Annotated in this window: 15 protein-coding genes; 4 read left to right on the top strand and 11 right to left on the bottom strand. The window is 42.9% G+C overall.

The window, feature by feature from the left end:
• Positions 1-115: 115 nt before the first annotated feature.
• From prpC to Q4492_RS00710, 4 genes are all read right to left on the bottom strand, one after another.
• The gene (prpC, locus tag Q4492_RS00695) at positions 116-1,243 is read right to left on the bottom strand and encodes a 2-methylcitrate synthase (protein WP_303415268.1); all 1,128 of its coding nucleotides are present in this window, start codon (positions 1,241-1,243) and stop codon (positions 116-118) included.
• A gap of 81 nt (positions 1,244-1,324) precedes the next feature.
• Positions 1,325-2,218: a methylisocitrate lyase gene (gene prpB, locus Q4492_RS00700; protein ID WP_303415270.1), complete on the bottom strand. Its 894-nt coding sequence runs from the start codon at positions 2,216-2,218 to the stop codon at positions 1,325-1,327.
• A 1-nt stretch (position 2,219) separates the two neighbouring features.
• Positions 2,220-2,924: a GntR family transcriptional regulator gene (locus Q4492_RS00705; protein WP_303415271.1), complete on the bottom strand. Its 705-nt coding sequence runs from the start codon at positions 2,922-2,924 to the stop codon at positions 2,220-2,222.
• Positions 2,925-3,066: 142 nt separating this feature from the next.
• Positions 3,067-3,933, bottom strand: coding sequence for an alpha/beta fold hydrolase (locus tag Q4492_RS00710; protein ID WP_303415273.1), 867 nt, complete (start codon positions 3,931-3,933; stop codon positions 3,067-3,069).
• Between the two features lie 208 nt (positions 3,934-4,141).
• On the opposite strand from Q4492_RS00710, the gene pabB reads away from it, so the two are divergent.
• Positions 4,142-5,488 (top strand): aminodeoxychorismate synthase component I, encoded by a 1,347-nt coding sequence (gene pabB / locus Q4492_RS00715; protein WP_303415274.1) that lies wholly within the window; start codon positions 4,142-4,144, stop codon positions 5,486-5,488.
• 1 nt (position 5,489) lies between these two features.
• Here pabB and Q4492_RS00720 read toward each other — a convergent pair whose 3' ends face one another.
• The 3 genes from Q4492_RS00720 to panD all read right to left on the bottom strand — a co-directional run bounded on the left by Q4492_RS00720 (position 5,490) and on the right by panD (position 8,095).
• Positions 5,490-6,674 carry an HD-GYP domain-containing protein gene (locus Q4492_RS00720; protein ID WP_303415275.1) on the bottom strand — a complete coding sequence of 395 codons (1,185 nt, stop codon included), beginning with the start codon at positions 6,672-6,674 and terminating at the stop codon, positions 5,490-5,492.
• Positions 6,675-6,830: 156 nt separating this feature from the next.
• The gene (gene thrH, locus Q4492_RS00725) at positions 6,831-7,448 is read right to left on the bottom strand and encodes a bifunctional phosphoserine phosphatase/homoserine phosphotransferase ThrH (RefSeq protein ID WP_067864060.1); all 618 of its coding nucleotides are present in this window, start codon (positions 7,446-7,448) and stop codon (positions 6,831-6,833) included.
• A 212-nt stretch (positions 7,449-7,660) separates the two neighbouring features.
• Positions 7,661-8,095, bottom strand: coding sequence for an aspartate 1-decarboxylase (gene panD, locus Q4492_RS00730; RefSeq protein WP_067864057.1), 435 nt, complete (start codon positions 8,093-8,095; stop codon positions 7,661-7,663).
• 449 nt (positions 8,096-8,544) lie between these two features.
• Here panD and metH point away from each other — a divergent pair, with 449 nt between their 5' ends.
• Positions 8,545-12,246: a methionine synthase gene (gene metH / locus Q4492_RS00735; RefSeq protein ID WP_303415280.1), complete on the top strand. Its 3,702-nt coding sequence runs from the start codon at positions 8,545-8,547 to the stop codon at positions 12,244-12,246.
• A gap of 172 nt (positions 12,247-12,418) precedes the next feature.
• On the opposite strand, the gene Q4492_RS00740 is transcribed toward metH, so the two are convergent.
• Both Q4492_RS00740 and sugE read right to left on the bottom strand, forming a co-directional pair.
• Complete coding sequence (locus tag Q4492_RS00740; RefSeq protein ID WP_303415281.1) at positions 12,419-13,714, bottom strand: APC family permease; 1,296 nt, start codon at positions 13,712-13,714, stop codon at positions 12,419-12,421.
• A 33-nt stretch (positions 13,715-13,747) separates the two neighbouring features.
• Positions 13,748-14,065 (bottom strand): quaternary ammonium compound efflux SMR transporter SugE, encoded by a 318-nt coding sequence (sugE, locus tag Q4492_RS00745; RefSeq protein ID WP_303415283.1) that lies wholly within the window; start codon positions 14,063-14,065, stop codon positions 13,748-13,750.
• 278 nt (positions 14,066-14,343) lie between these two features.
• Between sugE and Q4492_RS00750 the strand changes: the two genes are divergently transcribed.
• A complete protein-coding gene (locus Q4492_RS00750) occupies positions 14,344-15,126 on the top strand; it encodes a DUF4197 domain-containing protein (protein ID WP_303415285.1) in 783 nt (260 codons plus the stop codon).
• Between the two features lie 131 nt (positions 15,127-15,257).
• Here the strand turns inward: Q4492_RS00750 and Q4492_RS00755 are convergent, their stop codons facing one another.
• A complete protein-coding gene (locus Q4492_RS00755; protein WP_303415286.1) occupies positions 15,258-15,563 on the bottom strand; it encodes a DUF3622 domain-containing protein in 306 nt (101 codons plus the stop codon).
• Between the two features lie 230 nt (positions 15,564-15,793).
• Here Q4492_RS00755 and Q4492_RS00760 point away from each other — a divergent pair, with 230 nt between their 5' ends.
• On the top strand, positions 15,794-16,213 hold the full coding sequence (locus Q4492_RS00760; RefSeq protein ID WP_303415288.1) for a DUF2185 domain-containing protein: 420 nt from the start codon (positions 15,794-15,796) through the stop codon (positions 16,211-16,213).
• Between the two features lie 157 nt (positions 16,214-16,370).
• Here Q4492_RS00760 and Q4492_RS00765 read toward each other — a convergent pair whose 3' ends face one another.
• On the bottom strand, positions 16,371-18,374 hold the full coding sequence (locus Q4492_RS00765) for a methyl-accepting chemotaxis protein (protein WP_303415290.1): 2,004 nt from the start codon (positions 18,372-18,374) through the stop codon (positions 16,371-16,373).
• Between the last annotated feature and the right edge of the window lies 1 nt (position 18,375).

The following is an 18,375-nucleotide window of genomic DNA, read 5'->3' on the forward strand; positions in this document are numbered from 1 at the left end:
ATTAGCTATGGTTCAGAGAGGTAAAGCGTGCATTCAACATAAAGCTCGCTTTCCTTATCTAAAAATTTAAAAAATTTAGGCTGCTTATAAACGTAAAGCAGCCTAATCAGATCAATTAATCACGATCTTCGATAGCAACCCATTCCGCACTGTCAGGGCCAGTATAATCGGCACTTGGGCGGATAATTCGGTTGTTAGCACGCTGTTCCATTGCATGAGCAGTCCAACCTGCTACACGCGAACAAACAAAGATTGGCGTGAATAATTCAGTAGGAATGCCCATAAAGTGGTAAGCAGATGCATGGAAGAAATCGGCATTACAAAACAGCTTTTTCTCACGCCACATAACCGCTTCAACACGCTCAGATACAGCGTAAAGATACTCATCTCCCACCTGCTCTGAGAGCTTTTTAGACCATTCTTTAATAATCGCATTACGTGGGTCTGATTCACGGTAGATCGCGTGGCCAAAGCCCATGATCTTATCTTTACGCGCTAACATGCCCATCACTTCTTCTTCAGCTTCATCCGCTGAACGCCAGTTCTCGATCATCGCCATAGCGGCTTCATTAGCCCCACCATGCAATGGTCCACGTAGAGAACCGATAGCCGCAGTCACACAGCTGTGAATATCAGATAAAGTCGATGCACATACACGTGCAGTAAATGTAGAGGCGTTGAATTCATGCTCTGCATAGAGAATCAATGAAGCGTGCATTACATCAACATGCAAAGGCTCTGGCTTTTTATCATGTAGCGTCCATAGGAACTGCTCGCCGATAGAATCTGCGTCAGTCTCTACATTGATACGTTTGCCCTTGTGGCTAAAGTTGTACCAGTAGTTGATAATGCCTGGAAACGTCGCCAACATACGGTCGATATGATCGTGCTGCTCAGAAAAATCTTGCTCCGTTTCCAAGTTACCCAACATAGAACAACCGGTACGCATAACATCCATAGGATGTGCACTTGCAGGAATCTGCTCTAACACTACTTTTAGTGCGTCAGGCAACGCCCGCATACCCTTTAATTTTGCTTTGTAGGCATCTAGTTCGGCCTGATTAGGCAACTTGCCGTAAAGCAGCAGATAAGCAACTTCTTCGAACTGTGCATTGTCAGCAAGCTCTTTAATATCGTAGCCACGGTAGGTTAGGCCTGCGCCGCTTTGTCCTACAGTACACAGGGCGGTTTCACCAGCGGATTGTCCTCGCAGACCCGCACCGCTCAGTTTTTTATCTACCATATTGTGCTCCTGTTATATATGGCAGGCTCTAACGGCCTGCTCGTTACTAATTTAAAATAATGATCGGCTTAACTCGCCTACTTATTTGTTTTTACCTTCAGCAAACAAGCCATCTAATTTTTGTTCAAAATCGTGATAGTTCAAGAAATCGTATAGTTCCATGCGAGTTTGCATAGTATCAACAACCGCTTTCTGATCGCCATCACGCAGTAAAGCTTCATAAACATTTAAGGCAGCTTTATTGGCCGCGCGGAATGCAGACAGAGGATAAAGCACCATCGTTGAGCCGGTTTCCGCTAGCTCATCTTTATTGAACAGAGGTGTAGCACCAAACTCGGTAATATTCGCCAATAAGTGTGCGCCATTAATCCCTTTAGAGAACGCTTTGTAATCATCTAAAGTATGTACAGCTTCAGCGAAGATACCATCAGCACCGGCTTCTAAACAGGCTTGTGCACGTTCAACCGCAGCATTAAGGCCTTCCATTTGGAATGCATCTGTACGGGCAATGATAAAGAAGTCGTCATCTGTTTTAGCATCAACCGCTGCTTTAACACGATCGACCATCTCTTCTAAAGACACGATCTCTTTATTTGGACGGTGTCCGCAACGTTTTTGCGCAATCTGATCTTCTAAATGCACGGCAGCAGCGCCGGCTTTAGTCATCTCTTTAATCGTGCGGGCAATATTAAAAGCACCACCCCAACCTGTATCAATATCAACCAATAATGGTGTTTCAACAGCACTGCTGATACGACGTACATCTTCTAGTACGTCATTCATTGACGTCATACCCAAATCAGGTAGACCGTAGGAGGCATTTGCAACACCACCACCAGATAAGTAAATAGCTTTGTGGCCAACGCGTTCAGCCATCATTGCATGGTAGGCATTTGTTGTACCTACAATCTGTAATGGGCTAGTTTCAGCTAGCGCTTTACGAAAACGTGCACCTGCAGATAGGTGTTTAGACATGTTATTCCCCTCTGGATTCGGTCGCTGCATTCAGTTTATCTTCCACATTTTTGCGGGCTGCTCCAATATGACGACGCATAAGCATTTCCGACAATTCGGGATCACGTGACTCAATAGCGTCTATGATCTGGCGGTGCTCTTTTAGTGCGCGTTTTGGTCTGGAACTAGAGACACTGAACTGATATCGATACATTCGTACAAGGTGGTACAGATCTCCGCCGAGAAATTCCAATAGCTTTGCATTCTTGCTGCCATTAACAATTCGGTAGTGAAAATCCAAATCACCCTCTTTTTGAAAATAAGAGCGCCCATCAAGCTGATCGATGCTCTGTTCATGTTCATCAAGCAGATCTCGTAAACTATCAATTTCATCTTGCGGCATATTTTCCGCCGCTAAACGACAAGCCATACCTTCTAGGGCTTCTCTAACTCGATAGATTTCGATTAGCTCTTTTGCCGACAGATTAACAACACGGGCACCTATATGCGGCTTACGTTCAACAAGTCTCAAGGCTTCTAATTTACGCATTGCTTCACGTAATGGGCCTCGACTAATACCGTAAGTCTTAGCTAGCTCAGGCTCGCTAATTTTTTGGCCTGGTGGAATTTCTCCAATCACGATTGCAGTTACAATTTGCTCGCAAACGCTATCAGCCAAAGTGCGTGTTTCAGATTGAAACATCTTGCTAGTTATACTTTCTGTCATAACAACTCACATTATAAATTGTCGACAATCTCGAACTAAAGCCACGATACCTTCGCTAAATAACGCAGTCAACTCGAAAATGCCCAATTATTGTCAACACAATACAAAAGTTTAAGGGTTTTGCCCTCTTACTTAGATATTTCTATTTTCCTATATAGCGCAGCAATTCATCATTCATTATTCGTGCAATTTGGCGTGGCTTTTGAAATGGCAAGGAATGGTCTGTACCTGTCATCAAAAAATAGTGCCAATTAGGTAAGCGTTCAGCCAACTCCCGTTGGTACTGATGCATTAACTCAACACTATTTCCTCCAATTACACTACTTACATCCCCTTGAGATGCCACCAACTCATCTCTATCAATATGACGGATAGCCGTTGTGACGCAATCAAGCGCATTTGCAAAGCCTTCAGGCCTCATCCCTAAGCGCTGAACAGTCAGTGCCTCAACTTCTGGTGAGATTTTTCTATTCGGCGAGATAGCATCAAGAAAGTTTACAATCCCTTTCTTTATATCTGATGCACCACGCAAGTGTAGCGCGGCTTGCGAAAACTGTTCTCTTAAATCTATAGTTGTTTCCCAACAAGGGCGATCCAATACAGCTGATTCCAGTAAATACTGCTTACCCACTCGATCTGTGTGTTGCTGTTTAAATAGAAGTGCCACTAAACCGCCCATCGAGTAACCACCCAAATCAAAGGTCCACCAGCCTAAATGATCAACCAATGCATTTAGGTCACCGACTAAAGCTTGAGCGGTATAGGGGTGCTCTTTACCATCAGGATAGTGGGTATCGCCCATTCCTCGCTGATCTGGCACTAATACTTCTGACCATTGAGTTAAGAAAGCAATAATAAATTCCCACGTATCAACACCAGCGACGCCTGCGCCATGAAGTAGTACTAAGCGGCGCTTAGTCTCAATATTTGGATTACGATAAAGTCGATAAACAATGTGCTGATCTGGAAGATGAAATTCACGTTGTTCTACCGTAAAAGGATGCTTCATTAACGACTGTCTCTTCTTTAACTTAGAAAATTGTACGCTTTACGCCTACAGCTTTATTGAAACTATTTTAGACTAATCCGCCTTTAGATTAAGCATTTTGTCGACAATCTTTGGTCGCAATCAATTAATCCGACTTTAAATAGACACTGACAATCGGGTTACTTACAATCTACCCCTACTTTTGTAACTTGCTATTTAAGCCGATCCCTTGATTACTCAAAGCGCACTTCCCTATTTGGCCGACAGCCAACCTTACTTTGAAACAATTCGCCACCTTGGCCATGCCGTCTTTCTCGACAGCGGCCGGCCAAAATGTCCTTGGGGACGTTATGACATTATCGCGGCAGCGCCCGTGGAGACACTAGAATTAAATGCCGATAATAAAAATGCCTTTGAACAACTAGAACAGCTCTATAGCAAATACAAAACAGATCAAAAAGAGATTGAAAACCTACCCTTTCAAGGCGGGATTATCGGTCATTTTTCTTATGATCTCGGGCGCTCTCTAGAGAAAATACCCTCGATTGCTGAGCAATTCTCCTCTCTGCCAGATATGCGTGTTGGCATGTACTTATGGGCGATTGTTACTGATCACAAAGAGCAGACCACGCAACTCGTGGCAGATAGCCGTGTAGAAGCAGAAGTTCTTCAGCAACTAAACACCTTATTAACAACAAAGAGAGCTGAGGTAGTATCAGCACCCGAAACACATAAGTTTAGGCTAAAGCGCCCTTTTACGGCCAATCTCACCGCCCCTGAATACAAACAAAAGCTAGAAAAAGTAAATGAACTGATCCATGCGGGAGATTGCTACCAAGTTAATTTCGCTCAACGGTTCGACAGCCAATTTACAGGCGACCCTTGGTTGGCCTACAAAGCATTAAGAGAGGTCGCGCCTACGCCCTACTCGGCCTTTATTGATTCAGAGAGTTCACCTATTTTATCACTCTCGCCAGAGCAGTTTCTTGAATCCAAAATGCAGCAGGTCACGACAAAGCCGATTAAAGGTACACGGCCTCGATCGAATAACCCAGAAGAGGATCAACGCTTAAAACAAGCGCTGAGAGATTCAGTTAAAGATCGGGCAGAAAACTTAATGATTGTCGACCTTTTACGCAACGACCTCAGTAAGGTCTGCACGCATAACAGTGTAAAAGCCCCTAAATTATTTACAATTGAAAGCTATGCTAACGTTCACCATAAAGTAAGCACAGTCACCGGTACATTAAGCGAAGAGCACACGCCGATCTCATTATTAGCCCACTGCTTCCCAGGTGGTTCTATCACGGGTGCGCCAAAAATTCGTGCGATGGAAGTTATCGAAGAGCTAGAACCTCACCGCCGAGCAGTTTACTGCGGTTCAATTGGCTATATCAGCTTATGCGGAAGGATGGATACCAGTATTACGATTCGAACCTTGCTGTGTGAAGAAAATCATATTTACTGCTGGGCGGGCGGCGGCATTGTTGCCGACTCTGTTAAAGAGATGGAATATGAAGAGACCTTTGATAAGGTCAATAACTTACTACACTGCTTAGAAGATACGATGCTCTAATTTAGAAACTTTTATCTTCCCTATCCCCGTCCATAAGATCAGAAAGTGAGTGCAGAGTCATCTCAGAAGAGGATGGGAAAGCATCTTCTAATGCCTGAGAAATACGCTCAAACATACCTTCAAGATCTAAAAAGGCATTAACAACGGTTGGGTCAAAATGGCTACCACTGCCTTTAGCTATCGCCTCTCGCACATAACTATGATCCATTGCACTTTTATAAGGTCGACGGGAAATCATCGCATCATAGACATCAGCTACCGCCATCAAGCGAGCAACCAAAGGGATCTCTTTACCTTTTAAGCCTTCAGGATAACCTTGACCATCCCAACGCTCATGGTGGCTCAATGTCACTTGCTGAGCAATAGCTAAAAATCGAATGGTTCGACTGCTGGATTGATGCTCAATCAATTGCTGAGCGGCGTGCATAGCCTCATACCCAAGCCGGGCATGGGTTTTCATAACCTCATACTCTTCGGTCGATAGCTCTCCTGGATTTTTTAGGATTCGATCAGGTATACCCACTTTACCTATATCGTGTAACGCCGATGTTTTATAAAAAAGCTCAATCGTTTCATCATCGAGTTCATCCCGATACTCTGGACTACGGCGTAGATGCTCTGCCAATGCCTTAACATAGTGTTGAGTACGGAGAATATGATTACCCGTTGAATGATCTCTAACCCGTGCAATAGTCGCTAAACATAAGATAGCCGCGTCTTGCACTGTATTAAGATCATTTAAATTAACTTGATTATCAGTAAGGTTTAACGCGCCCTCAACTGTACTTCTAGGTTCAACTAATAAGTTTCGTCTCAGATTTGCAAGGCCTGAATAGGTTTTACATTTGGAATTAACAACAGACTCAATAAAGGGTGGCGCTAGGTAATCAGTACAACCTAATTTTAAAGCTAATGCCCGAAAGTCATCTTTTAAATCAGTCCAAGCTAAGAACACTGGGATACCTAAACGCTCACATTCAGCGATCGTTTTTTCTACAAGCGTTTTCTCTACACCCTCCGTACCGGAGCTATCAAACTGATCACTACCAATAATAGCCAAATTACAACTAACGGGAAGTGGCTCACTGCTACACCGGCCATAGCTCAGATCATATCCGCTACAAAAACATCCGGACAATTGGTCGGTCAAATCAGCACAAGCGGTCAAAATCAATGCGTTAAGCATGAAGTAAAAAACCTAATCAATTGATATTTATAAAGATAGTGATAGCAAACTGAGAAGCATGCAGTCAAAAACTGCAGCTTAGTATAAAGCAAAAACCCCAGCTAAGATTGATATAAGACAACCTTAAGCTAGGGTTTAGTAAAAAATAACAATAAATTAAAGAGTTAGATTACGATTACTCGCCTTTAGAAACTCTTTTTTCAGATCTTCGTAAGTGTGTACGGCCGGAAACTGAGGGAACTCAGCAATTACGTTATCGGGCGCATGAAATAAAATACCGGACTCAGCTTGCGTAAGCATGGTTGTATCATTATATGAATCACCTGCGGCGATTACTCGATAATTAAGTAATTGCAAAGCACGTACTGATTGACGCTTTGGATCTTTCTGACGCAACGTATAATCAGTAATACGTCCCTCTTCATTCACTTCTAGCTTATGACACAATAATGTTGGGAAACCCAGTTGGCGCATCAATGGCTGAGCAAACTCATAAAAAGTGTCAGACAAGATAATCAACTGGAAACGCTCACGTAGCCAATCAACAAACTCCGCCGCGCCTTCTAGAGGAGATAAGCGACTAATAGTATCCTGAATCTGCGGCAATGTTAGGCCATTCTCATCGAGAATTCTAAGGCGCTGCTGCATCAATTCATCGTAATCAGGGATGTCACGGGTGGTTGCTTTTAACTCTTCAATACCTGTTTCTTCAGCAAAAGCGATCCAGATTTCAGGGATTAGGACCCCTTCAAGGTCAAGACAAGCGAGTTCCACACGCGACTCCTTAAATTAATTGATGTAGGCAACAAAATGATTTAATAAACAATTATCTATGCGCGCCAATTTACCTGCTATCGAGCAGCCTTGCAAGAATGCTATGTCAGCAAAATAGTCAAAATAAATTTCTGAACACATAAACAAAAGCGCCCCTGTTGTTACCAACAGAGGCTGCAAAAAAAAGCCACCCTAGAGGGTGGCTTTAGAAATCAAATATCTTTAGGTTGAACAGGTATTGCCTGTTTAACTCCTGTCAGTACATTACGCTGATGAAGTTCTTCATCAGATGCACCAACACCGCCATCCGCTTTGGCATTTTCAAAGTAACAAAGCGTTGGTTGATGAGCATCAGCTTCTTTTTCGTCCAATTGAACGTATGAAGCGATGATTAGCAAATCACCTTTACTCGCTCTGTGCGCAGCTGCGCCATTAACGGAAATAATTCCGCTATTATCTTCAGCACGAATTGCATACGTAGTGAAGCGTTCGCCATTATTCACATTGTAGATATGAATTAATTCATATTCACGAATGCCTGACTGATCAAGCAATACACCATCGATCGCACATGAACCTTCATAGTGAAGCTCAGCGTGAGTGACCGTTACACGGTGTAGCTTGCACTTTAAGAATGTCTGCAGCATAGACTAAATCCTGCGTTTGCTCATCTTTACCGAGTGACCTCGGTTTCCCCCTTTCGCTACTTATTCACTAAGTGATTAAGTAACACGTAAACGCCACGTAAGCAGATCATTATATCTCAACTACGGGTGTATTTTTAGCAATGACCTTACAGCCATTTATGTTGCGGCGCATATAATACTGGAAAACACTCAAAAAATTAACTAACCAGAGCATTAAATTATGCTTATAAACCGCAAAGTGCGCGCATTCTACCACCATCTACAAAAATTTTAAGGGGTAAGTCCCTATTCTTTAGATCAACAGTGACTAATTGCTAACAGTACACCGAAAAACAGGGGCAAATTGAACGCTACTCATAAAGACATTAACTTTCCTCACCCCCTTTCTTAACTAATTGATTTATAATCGCGTCTTATAATTTTTTAGTCGCTGATTCAGGTACGTTGCTGTGACAGATAAAACGCTTTATGAAACACTTTCCACAAGCCTAAAAAACCGCATCATGATTTTAGATGGTGGTATGGGCACGATGATCCAAGATTATAAATTGGAAGAGAAGGATTATCGTGGCGAGCGCTTTGCTGACTGGCAGGTAGATGTCAAAGGGAATAACGATCTTTTAGTGCTGACCCAGCCAGATATTATTAAAGCGATTCACCGTGAGTACCTACTTGCGGGGGCTGATATCATTGAGACGAATACATTCAATGCCACTCAGATCGCAATGGCTGATTATGAGATGGAATCGATCAGCCGTGAAATAAATGTTGAAGCTGCTCGTTTAGCGCGTCTAGCCTGTGACGAAATACTTAAAGAAACACCTAATCGTCCTCGTTATGTAGCCGGTGTACTCGGCCCAACTAACCGTACTTGTTCAATTTCCCCAGATGTAAATGATCCGGCTTTCCGTAATGTCAGCTTTGATGAGCTAGTTGATGCTTATACCGAATCCCTAGCAGGCCTCATCGAAGGCGGATCAGATATTATTCTGATTGAGACTATCTTTGATACCCTCAATGCTAAAGCTTGTATCTATGCAGTAGAAACCTATTTCGAAGAACATGATATACGCCTCCCCGTAATGATTTCGGGTACCATTACCGATGCATCAGGGCGCACACTATCGGGTCAAACAACCGAAGCGTTCTGGAACTCTGTTCGCCATGCAAAACCTATTTCTATAGGCCTCAATTGCGCATTGGGACCGAAAGAGCTTCGCCAATACGTGGAAGAACTTTCCCGCATATCTGACACCTTTGTCTCTGCTCACCCTAATGCAGGCCTACCTAATGCTTTCGGTGCTTATGATGAAACACCGGAACAGATGGCTGAAGAGATTGGCGAATGGGCTCGCTCAGGCTTTCTAAATATTATTGGTGGCTGTTGCGGCACTACGCCAGCACACATTAAAGCCATTAGAGAAGCGGTCGAAGTTGAGGCGCCAAGAGTAATTCCTGAACTACCTATAGAGTGTCGTCTATCTGGTCTTGAGCCTATGAACATTGGCGCTGACACCTTGTTTGTAAACGTTGGTGAACGTACCAATGTAACCGGTTCAGCGATGTTTAAACGACTAATTAAAGAGCAAGACTATGAAACAGCTTTAGATGTTGCTCGCCAACAAGTTGAAAACGGTGCTCAAATTATCGATATCAACATGGATGAAGGGATGCTTGATTCCCTTGCTGCCATGGATCGTTTCCTTAAACTGATAGCTTCTGAACCAGATATATCTTGCGTGCCGATTATGATCGACTCCTCAAAATGGGAGGTAATCGAAGCGGGCCTAAAATGCATACAAGGTAAAGGAATTGTAAACTCCATTAGCTTAAAAGAGGGCCATGATAACTTCGTCCACCAAGCACGAAAGCTACGTCGCTACGGTGCTGCCGTTGTAGTCATGGCGTTCGACGAAGATGGTCAAGCCGATACTTTTGAACGTAAAATAAATATCTGTGAACGCTCATACCGCGTATTAGTCGATGAAGTCGGCTTCCCGCCAGAAGATATAATCTTCGACCCAAATATTTTTGCGGTTGCGACCGGTATAGATGAACATAACAACTACGCTGTCGATTTTATTCAAGCGACCGGCTGGATTAAAAAGAACCTGCCCCATGCAAAAGTATCGGGCGGCGTTTCCAATGTCTCTTTCTCTTTCCGTGGCAATAACCCTGTACGTGAAGCGATCCACTGTGTATTTCTCTATCACGCCATTCAACAAGGGATGGATATGGGGATCGTTAACGCCGGTCAGCTGGCGATCTACGATGATCTACCTGAAGAACTTCGCCTTGCGGTTGAAGATGTTATTCAAAACAAACGGGATGATTCCACCGAGCGTTTGCTCGATATCGCAGAAAAATATCGTGGCGATGGCGTAGAGGTTGAAGAAAAAACCCAAGAGTGGCGCAATCTACCCGTCAATGAACGCTTAGCCCATGCATTAGTTAAAGGCATCACTGAATTTATCGAAGAAGATACAGAAGAAGCCCGCCTAAATCATGACCGTCCCTTACATGTTATTGAAGGTCCCCTCATGGATGGTATGAGTATCGTGGGTGACCTATTCGGTGCAGGTAAAATGTTTCTTCCGCAAGTTGTCAAATCAGCGCGCGTAATGAAGAAAGCCGTTGCTTATTTGATGCCGTTTATCGAAGAGGAAAAAACCGGCTCCAGTAAAACAAATGGCAAGGTTGTACTCGCAACGGTTAAAGGTGATGTGCACGATATAGGCAAAAACATTGTCGGCGTCGTTCTACAATGTAATAACTATGAGATTATCGACTTAGGCGTAATGGTTTCCTCAGAAACAATTCTGCGTACAGCACGTGAAGAAAATGCCGACATTATCGGTCTTTCTGGACTGATCACCCCCTCCCTTGATGAGATGGTGCATGTTGCCAAAGAGATGGAACGCCAAGAATTCAACATTCCCCTTCTTATTGGCGGTGCTACAACCTCTAAAGCCCATACGGCGGTAAAAATTGATCGCGGGTATAAACGTGACCAAGTGGTGCATGTCACCAATGCTTCACGCGCAGTGAATGTTGTCTCTAATCTATTAAACGAGAAGAAAGCCGCCTACGTAAAAGAGATTCAAGAGGACTATGAAGCAGTACGCCAACGTCATGCCGCCCGTATGACAGACAAACGCCGCGTACCTCTTAACGCAGCACGCGCCAACAAGTTTCAGATTGATTGGGAGAGTTACACCCCACCGGTACCAATCAAACCAGGCATTACTGTTTTTGATGATATATCTTTAACGGAGATCGAACCTTATCTCGATTGGACACCCTTCTTCCACTCGTGGGAACTAGCGGGCCGCTATCCTCGCATTCTAAATGACGAAATCATTGGCGAAGAAGCTACAAAGCTTTTTGCCGATGCCAAAGTTATGCTGAAGAAACTCATCGATGAGAAACTGCTAACGGCCAAAGCTGTCGTTGGCTTGTTTCCGGCAAATACAATTGGTGATGATGATATTGAACTCTATACTGATGACAGCCGTTCTGAAGTACTTATGACTGTTCATAACCTGCGTCAACAAACAGAAAAAATCGCCGGTAAACCCCATATGTGCCTATCCGACTTTGTCGCGCCAAAAGAAAGTGGCAAAGCCGACTATTTAGGTGCCTTTGCAGTTACCGCTGGCCATGGCTGTGATGAGCTGGTGGCTATATATGAAGCAGACCATGACGATTACAACTCCATTATGGTTAAAGCACTGGCAGACCGTTTTGCTGAAGCATTAGCCGAGATGATGCATGATAAAGTACGTAAAGAACTTTGGGGCTACGCTGCGGATGAAAATCTTAGCAATGACGACCTAATTGCTGAAAAATATAAAGGGATCCGTCCTGCACCTGGCTACCCTGCCTGCCCAGAACATACTGAAAAAGGCTTACTATGGGAGCTATTAGAGGTTGAGAAAAACACAGGTATGACCATTACTGACTCTTACGCCATGTTGCCTACAGCGGCGGTCAGCGGTTTTTACTACAGCCACCCAGACTCCCAGTATTTCGGTGTAGCAAAAATCGGCGAAGACCAAGTGGAAAGCTATGCAAAACGTAAAGGTATGGAGATGAAAGAAGCTGAACGCTGGTTAGCTCCTAATCTGGGGTACGAACCAGAAGAGGGTTAAACCATTACAGCTAAAAAAAGCCGAACCCTTTAAGGTTCGGCTTTTTTATATCTGACAACAATAAACTATTCTCATCGTTTACCCCACTGGGCATTGATCTAAATAATCACCGCTGACCTAAAGGTGATCAGATCAATGGGGTTTAATACAATAAAACACACCTAAAGCCCTATTAGACAATCCTTGGCTTTATTTCTCTTTTAGCTATTTTTTGCAATGTAATCTCTGTTAGACCCGCCACTAAAACAAAGCCAATAAGAATATACGCAATATGTCCTGAGTTTTGGCTGACATAGACAAACGCAAGAATCATCGCGATTAAACTCAACAGCGTAGCAATAACTACTAAACTGAGTGATGCGCCGGTTTCAGCACGAATCTTTAGATGGCCTAGATGGGTCACTGTATGAACAAATAAAATTGAGATTGAGCCTATAGCCGCGATTTCAGATAGATCAAACAGCAGAGACAAAATAATAATTAAAATACCACTAATCACTAACCCTTCTCGGCTATGCCCTATAGGCTTACCAAATTCAGCCGGAAGTTCACCATCTTTCGCTAATTGATAGGTCACATTAGTCACCGCATATAAATTAGCATTGATTGATGATGCCGTAGCAATTAACGCCGTTATCGCCACTATCGTAAACCCTATCTCACCAAATATAGGTAAGGCGGCCTCCGCCAAGGCAAAATCTTTTGCCGCAATAATTTGATCTGTCGGCAAGTTGCCAAAAACAGCAAACGCAATCGCAACATACAACAGCATGACTAATAAGATAGCTGTCATCATAGCCTTTGGAAGCGTTTTAGAGGGATCGGGCATATCTTCAGCCGTATTGGTAATTACGCGAAAGCCTTCAAACGCAAAGAAGGTGATAGCAAGACTAAAAAATATATCTTTATTCGGGGGATAGTTATCAGGCGATAGCAAACTCGGATCTAAATAAATAATGCCGGTAATAGATAGCGCAGCCAATACAATAAACTTGACTCCAACCGTAATCCTTTCCCATACCGCTACATCTTTAGCGCCTTTAAGATTAATTAAGACAAAAAGAACGATAATCCCAACCGTGAAGAATCCCCGCCATAGCTGCTCTGCCTCATTTGTAGGCAGAAACGTCACTGCATAGTTCCCAAAGGCTTTAGCAACGAGACTTAAGGAAACAATGGCCGAAAAATAGAGCATAACCCCCATTGTGCCGGTAAAAAAACCACTCCCGTAGGACTGGGATAAGTATTCTATTATCCCCCCAGACGAGGGATAGCGCGCGCCTAACTTACCTAAGGAGTAACCACTAAATAACGCGATGACTCCCCCCATAATAAAAGAGAGATAAACAGCACTACCTGAAATAGCGCTTGCTTCACCCAGTAAGGCAAAAATACCGGCTCCAACCATTGCACCTATACCCATAGATACAGCAGACCAAAACCCAATTGGTTTTTTTGACGTGTGCATATAATTCCTTAAAACAACGAGCCCAACTCAGTGCTAAGAATGCGCTACCTTCAAACCAAGAATACCTAAGCAAATAAGGCCTAAGCTCACTAACTTAAGCATATTGACGGACTCATCAAACAGGATAATACCAAGTATTGCTGTACCTAGCGCACCAATACCTACCCATACACCATATGCAGTTCCAACGGGTAAGGCCTTCATTGCAAAGCTAAGTAACAATAAACTCGCGAACAATGCCAACACGGTTCCCAGCGATGGCCATAATTTGCTAAAACCTTCAGAATACTTCAGCCCAATTGCCCAACCAATCTCAAGCAACCCAGCTAGAACCAAAAAGAACCAATGCATATAGCCCCCATAATTAAAGGTGCCGTCCCCAGACGCATCGAGAGGTGAGGTCGTCCTCACTTCATTGATAAATAGATAAAGTCACCAGCTTCCACTGGGTGATACTGAGTATTCTACACATTAAATCTCCCTATTCAATTGAACCGGGTAGCGCTACTATCAGCTAAATATATAGCTATGCTCTGTATTAACACTTATTTCTAATTTTAAATCCTATTAAGGCTTCGTTCGTACTTGTCTGATATGCTTAGTGCAATTGCGACATAGGGAAAAGCATAATGAAAAAATCATATCTCATCACTTCAATACTGGCCGCTTCAATTACATCCGCAACTGCTTATGCTGGTTGGGCTGATATGCTCAAAGAAGCAGTTCAAGATGAAGAGGTACAACAGAAAGTTCTAGATACGGCAACGGGTAGTAACACAACAAGTAGCACATCGGGCCAAGCCACAGACCTAAGTACTGAAACCGTAATTAACGGCTTAAAAGAAGCACTTGAGGTCGGTAGCCGACGCGCTATAGAAGAGATCAGCCAGCCGGGTGGTTATCTGGATAATCAAGATATCCGTATACCTTTACCTGACGGCATTAATAAAGTTGCTTCACTACTTAAAAAATACGGTCTAGAAAGCCAAGTAACTGAATTCGAAGAGAGTATGAACCGTGCCGCTGAAAAAGCAGCACCACAAGCAACTGAACTTATTGTTAGCGCTGTAAAAGAGATGAGTTTTGATGATGCTAAAAAGATCTACTCAGGCTCAGATGATGCTGCTACTCAGTACTTTAAAGAGAAAACTAGCGGTAAGCTAAGAGAGCTTTTTCAGCCAACTGTTGAGGAATCCCTTGGTCAAGTCGGCGCAACACGTTACTACAACGACTTAGCTAGTGAAGCGAAAGAGATTCCATTCGTTGGGGATAAGGTAAATGTAGACTTAGATAACTATGTTACCGAAGAAGCCTTAAACGGTTTATTCACAATGTTGGCAGTAGAAGAGAAAAAGATTCGTGAGAATCCTGCAGCACGGACTACAGACCTATTAAAACAACTGTTTCAATAATAGCGATACTTATTAAGTCTCCTCTATATAATTATCACTTATAAAAAAAGCCGAGATGAATATTCATCTCGGCTTTTTTATGTAGTTGTATCGTAGAAAACTAAATCGCAGAAACTAAACTCTAGAAAGCTTTACTCGTCTTCCACACGTGAAGCTTCATAACGGGCCTGTGCTTCTTCATAGCGAGATTGCGCTGCTGCTTCAGCTTCATCACGCTCAACACGGCGCTCAGCTTTGCGTTTATTACGCTCAATCTGCTGTTCCATAAACTGCTTTAGCTCAGCTTCGCCCCAAGCCTTAGCCTCATCTTCAGTCGCAAAACCATCTTGACGTTTTGATACCACTATTCTACGGGCACTTGCCTGTCGCAAAACTTTTACAGACCAGGTTTCACCTTCTGCTACTACCTGATAGTCGTATTTCTTACCCTTGGCCATTCATTTTTCCTGAAGATATAGATGATTCATAACAAGCGCTCCATTCTATCATGCTTCCCCTAAAGTTAAGATAGATTTATTTAGCTTATACAGCAGATGAAGCGCTTAGATATTGCCAAAAAGCTAGCTTAGACGTTTCTTAGCCTTTCCGCTGCTAGCCTGATTCAGCCTGAAAGTTTAGAATAGGCTCAATTAATATTTTGCTGATTATTTTTAAGTAAAGAGACGCTATGAAATCGCCTGAAGTAGACACCCCTATCTCAACCGACTCAGAAACAAATCAAACCAAAAACGGCTTTTTAGCGCTTGTTTCAAAACTGTGCTTTGATGAAACACTGCCTATACGTTTTATGTATAAAACTGTACCTGAGCATCTTAATGATACTGGATGGCGTATGTTTACAGGCTATGAGACCGAAGAGTTTCTTGAAGATGAGCTATCAAACTTAGTACCTATTCCTGTTGTTAAAATGTGCAGTTTAGATCCATCACTGAATGATTTAGTCACTTTCAATGCAGGTACTGTTTGGGAGCGAGCACCAGGTAATGAGAGCTGGGAACGAGTATACGATTATAAGATCCCGTCACCTAAAGTTGATGTAGAAATCACAAACGATATTGATCGCTTTAACGTTGAACTTAATGATTAAATGCCAATTTTAGGCATTTCTTCCAATAGGATTTAGAGTCAAAAAACAGGAAATATTTTGACCCTAGATATAGCGCGAACATAGAAAATATTAATCTCACAGAAATAAAAAAGCCCGCTGCGGATACACAACGGGCTAATCTGATATCAATTAGCGTTTAACGCCGCGAAAAACGCGATAGAGCACGTTCAAGATGCGAGGCAGATGATGACATCTCTTCCGCTAAGCTAGATGTATTTCTAGCGGCACCTTCAGAACTATCAGCCACCTCTGCAATCGCGGCCAGACTATTATGCAGATGGTTAACTAAACCACTCTGCTCTTCAGCAGCGGAGGCGATACCTGCATTCATTAAGTTCATGTCAGTTAATGCGTGATTTATTTCATGTAATACGTCGCTTGTACGCGTCATTTCGGAAACATTCTCGTTTACTGAATGGCTCGTACGCTCCATCATAGTCACTGCGCGTGTAGTACAATCTTGAAGTTTGCTTAAAGTTTCCCGAATTTCACCTGTGGACTCTTGCGTCCGCTGGGCTAAGGTTCGTACTTCATCCGCCACTACAGCAAAACCGCGACCTTGATCTCCGGCACGTGCAGCCTCTATAGCTGCGTTTAATGCCAACAAGTTAGTTTGATCTGCTATAGCGCTAATAACACTAGAAACCGCATGAATATTCTGCACATCTTGGTCTAGCTCACTAATCACTTCACTCGTACTACTTACCTCATTAGACAGCTGTGTGAATGACTGCGTTGTTTTTTGTACTACTGCTAAGCCTTCTGCTGCTACCGCTTCTACACCTTGGGCAGTCGTGGACGCCATATTTGTGTTTTTTGCGATCTCCGCAGCACTCGCTGATAAATCTCCTACGCCATCCGCAATTTGAGAGGTTTCCTCTTTTTGTCGGGCAACCCCATCACGGGTTTGAGACGCTTCGCTTACCAAACGTTTTGAGTTACCAGCAACCAGCTTTGTAGCCCTTTGCGCCTCTTCTACCAATGCTTCAAAGCCATCAGCAACTTTATTCATACCGGCTGATATAGCTCCCATTTCATCCTTACCCTGATAATACAAACGCGCGGATAAATCCCCATTCGCCAGCTTTTCAGAGACACTTTTAAACTCATCCATGGTTTGAATAGTTGAACGATAAAAGCCAAGAAAAAGATAAAATGCTAAAAATACAGTAACAATAATGACTGCTAAGATTAAATTACGACTAAAAATCTGCGTTTCTAAATACGCTTGTTCTTTCTCATATAAAGCAGGCAGCATCCCTTTATACAGACCCACAATTTTCTCTATAGCTGCCGTCCCTTCTGAAAATACTTTATTCGAATCAACCGTTAAATTATCGGGTTCTATAACATTCAAATGAACATAGCTAATATAATTCCGAATACCTTCTTCTGCTGCTTTAATATCCTCAGCCATAGATGATAATCCAGGCATATCTAATCCAATGCGCAAAGCAGGATATACCTCATCCAAATGACCAATAACATTATTTAGATAAATAAATGTATCTGGTGTGAAAGACCCTCTTGCTGCAACACCCGCCGCTTTGCCACGCAACTGGCCTGTTTCATCGATAATTAACGGTAAAAAAACCGCAACATTATCAATTAAATAAGTATTACTAGCGCTAGGGTCTAACTCTAAAGAAAACTCACGCAACAAAATATGATTGAAATCTCGTACTTTGGCAGAGAATTCGTTATGCAATTCAAAGATCTCAGCAGGAGATTGACTGTTAATATTAGCGATCAGGTTCTGCCAATGTTTATCTAAGTCAGCAAGAACTTCTTGCGTCTTCGGACTTATACCTGTTGATCCGGCTTTTAGATTAGACAGCGCCGCATCAACTTTAGCGCGACGATCTAAAACTTTACTTTCTACTGCTGCATTACCATTTAAAAGTGCATTGGTCAGCCCACGATGTTGACCTATATTCACAACTAAAGGTTCGGTCAGCTGAATAATCTCGATGCCACGTAATTCTGATTGAGTTAAGTTAATACTGCGACTCAACTCCTGCCAATACAAAACAACCGTTAATATCAACGGAATCAGAAAAAGGACACTAACAATAGTGAACTTTGCTGGGTATTTCATGCTACCCATCAGCTTTACTGCTGGTCTAATCCAAGATCCCATT

This window comes from Neptuniibacter sp. 1_MG-2023 (assembly GCF_030547185.1).
Lineage (GTDB): Bacteria > Pseudomonadota > Gammaproteobacteria > Pseudomonadales > Balneatricaceae > Neptuniibacter.

Coding starts and splice junctions, on each gene's coding strand:
- Q4492_RS00760 (WP_303415288.1), top strand. CDS start 15,794: ATGAAATCGCCTGAAGTAGACACCCCTATCTCAACCGACTCAGAAACA.
- prpC (WP_303415268.1), bottom strand. CDS start 1,243: ATGGTAGATAAAAAACTGAGCGGTGCGGGTCTGCGAGGACAATCCGCT.
- panD (WP_067864057.1), bottom strand. CDS start 8,095: ATGCTGCAGACATTCTTAAAGTGCAAGCTACACCGTGTAACGGTCACT.
- Q4492_RS00720 (WP_303415275.1), bottom strand. CDS start 6,674: ATGCTTAACGCATTGATTTTGACCGCTTGTGCTGATTTGACCGACCAA.
- Q4492_RS00755 (WP_303415286.1), bottom strand. CDS start 15,563: ATGGCCAAGGGTAAGAAATACGACTATCAGGTAGTAGCAGAAGGTGAA.
- Q4492_RS00740 (WP_303415281.1), bottom strand. CDS start 13,714: ATGCACACGTCAAAAAAACCAATTGGGTTTTGGTCTGCTGTATCTATG.
- Q4492_RS00710 (WP_303415273.1), bottom strand. CDS start 3,933: ATGAAGCATCCTTTTACGGTAGAACAACGTGAATTTCATCTTCCAGAT.
- sugE (WP_303415283.1), bottom strand. CDS start 14,065: ATGCATTGGTTCTTTTTGGTTCTAGCTGGGTTGCTTGAGATTGGTTGG.
- prpB (WP_303415270.1), bottom strand. CDS start 2,218: ATGTCTAAACACCTATCTGCAGGTGCACGTTTTCGTAAAGCGCTAGCT.
- Q4492_RS00750 (WP_303415285.1), top strand. CDS start 14,344: ATGAAAAAATCATATCTCATCACTTCAATACTGGCCGCTTCAATTACA.
- Q4492_RS00765 (WP_303415290.1), bottom strand. CDS start 18,374: ATGGGATCTTGGATTAGACCAGCAGTAAAGCTGATGGGTAGCATGAAA.
- Q4492_RS00705 (WP_303415271.1), bottom strand. CDS start 2,924: ATGACAGAAAGTATAACTAGCAAGATGTTTCAATCTGAAACACGCACT.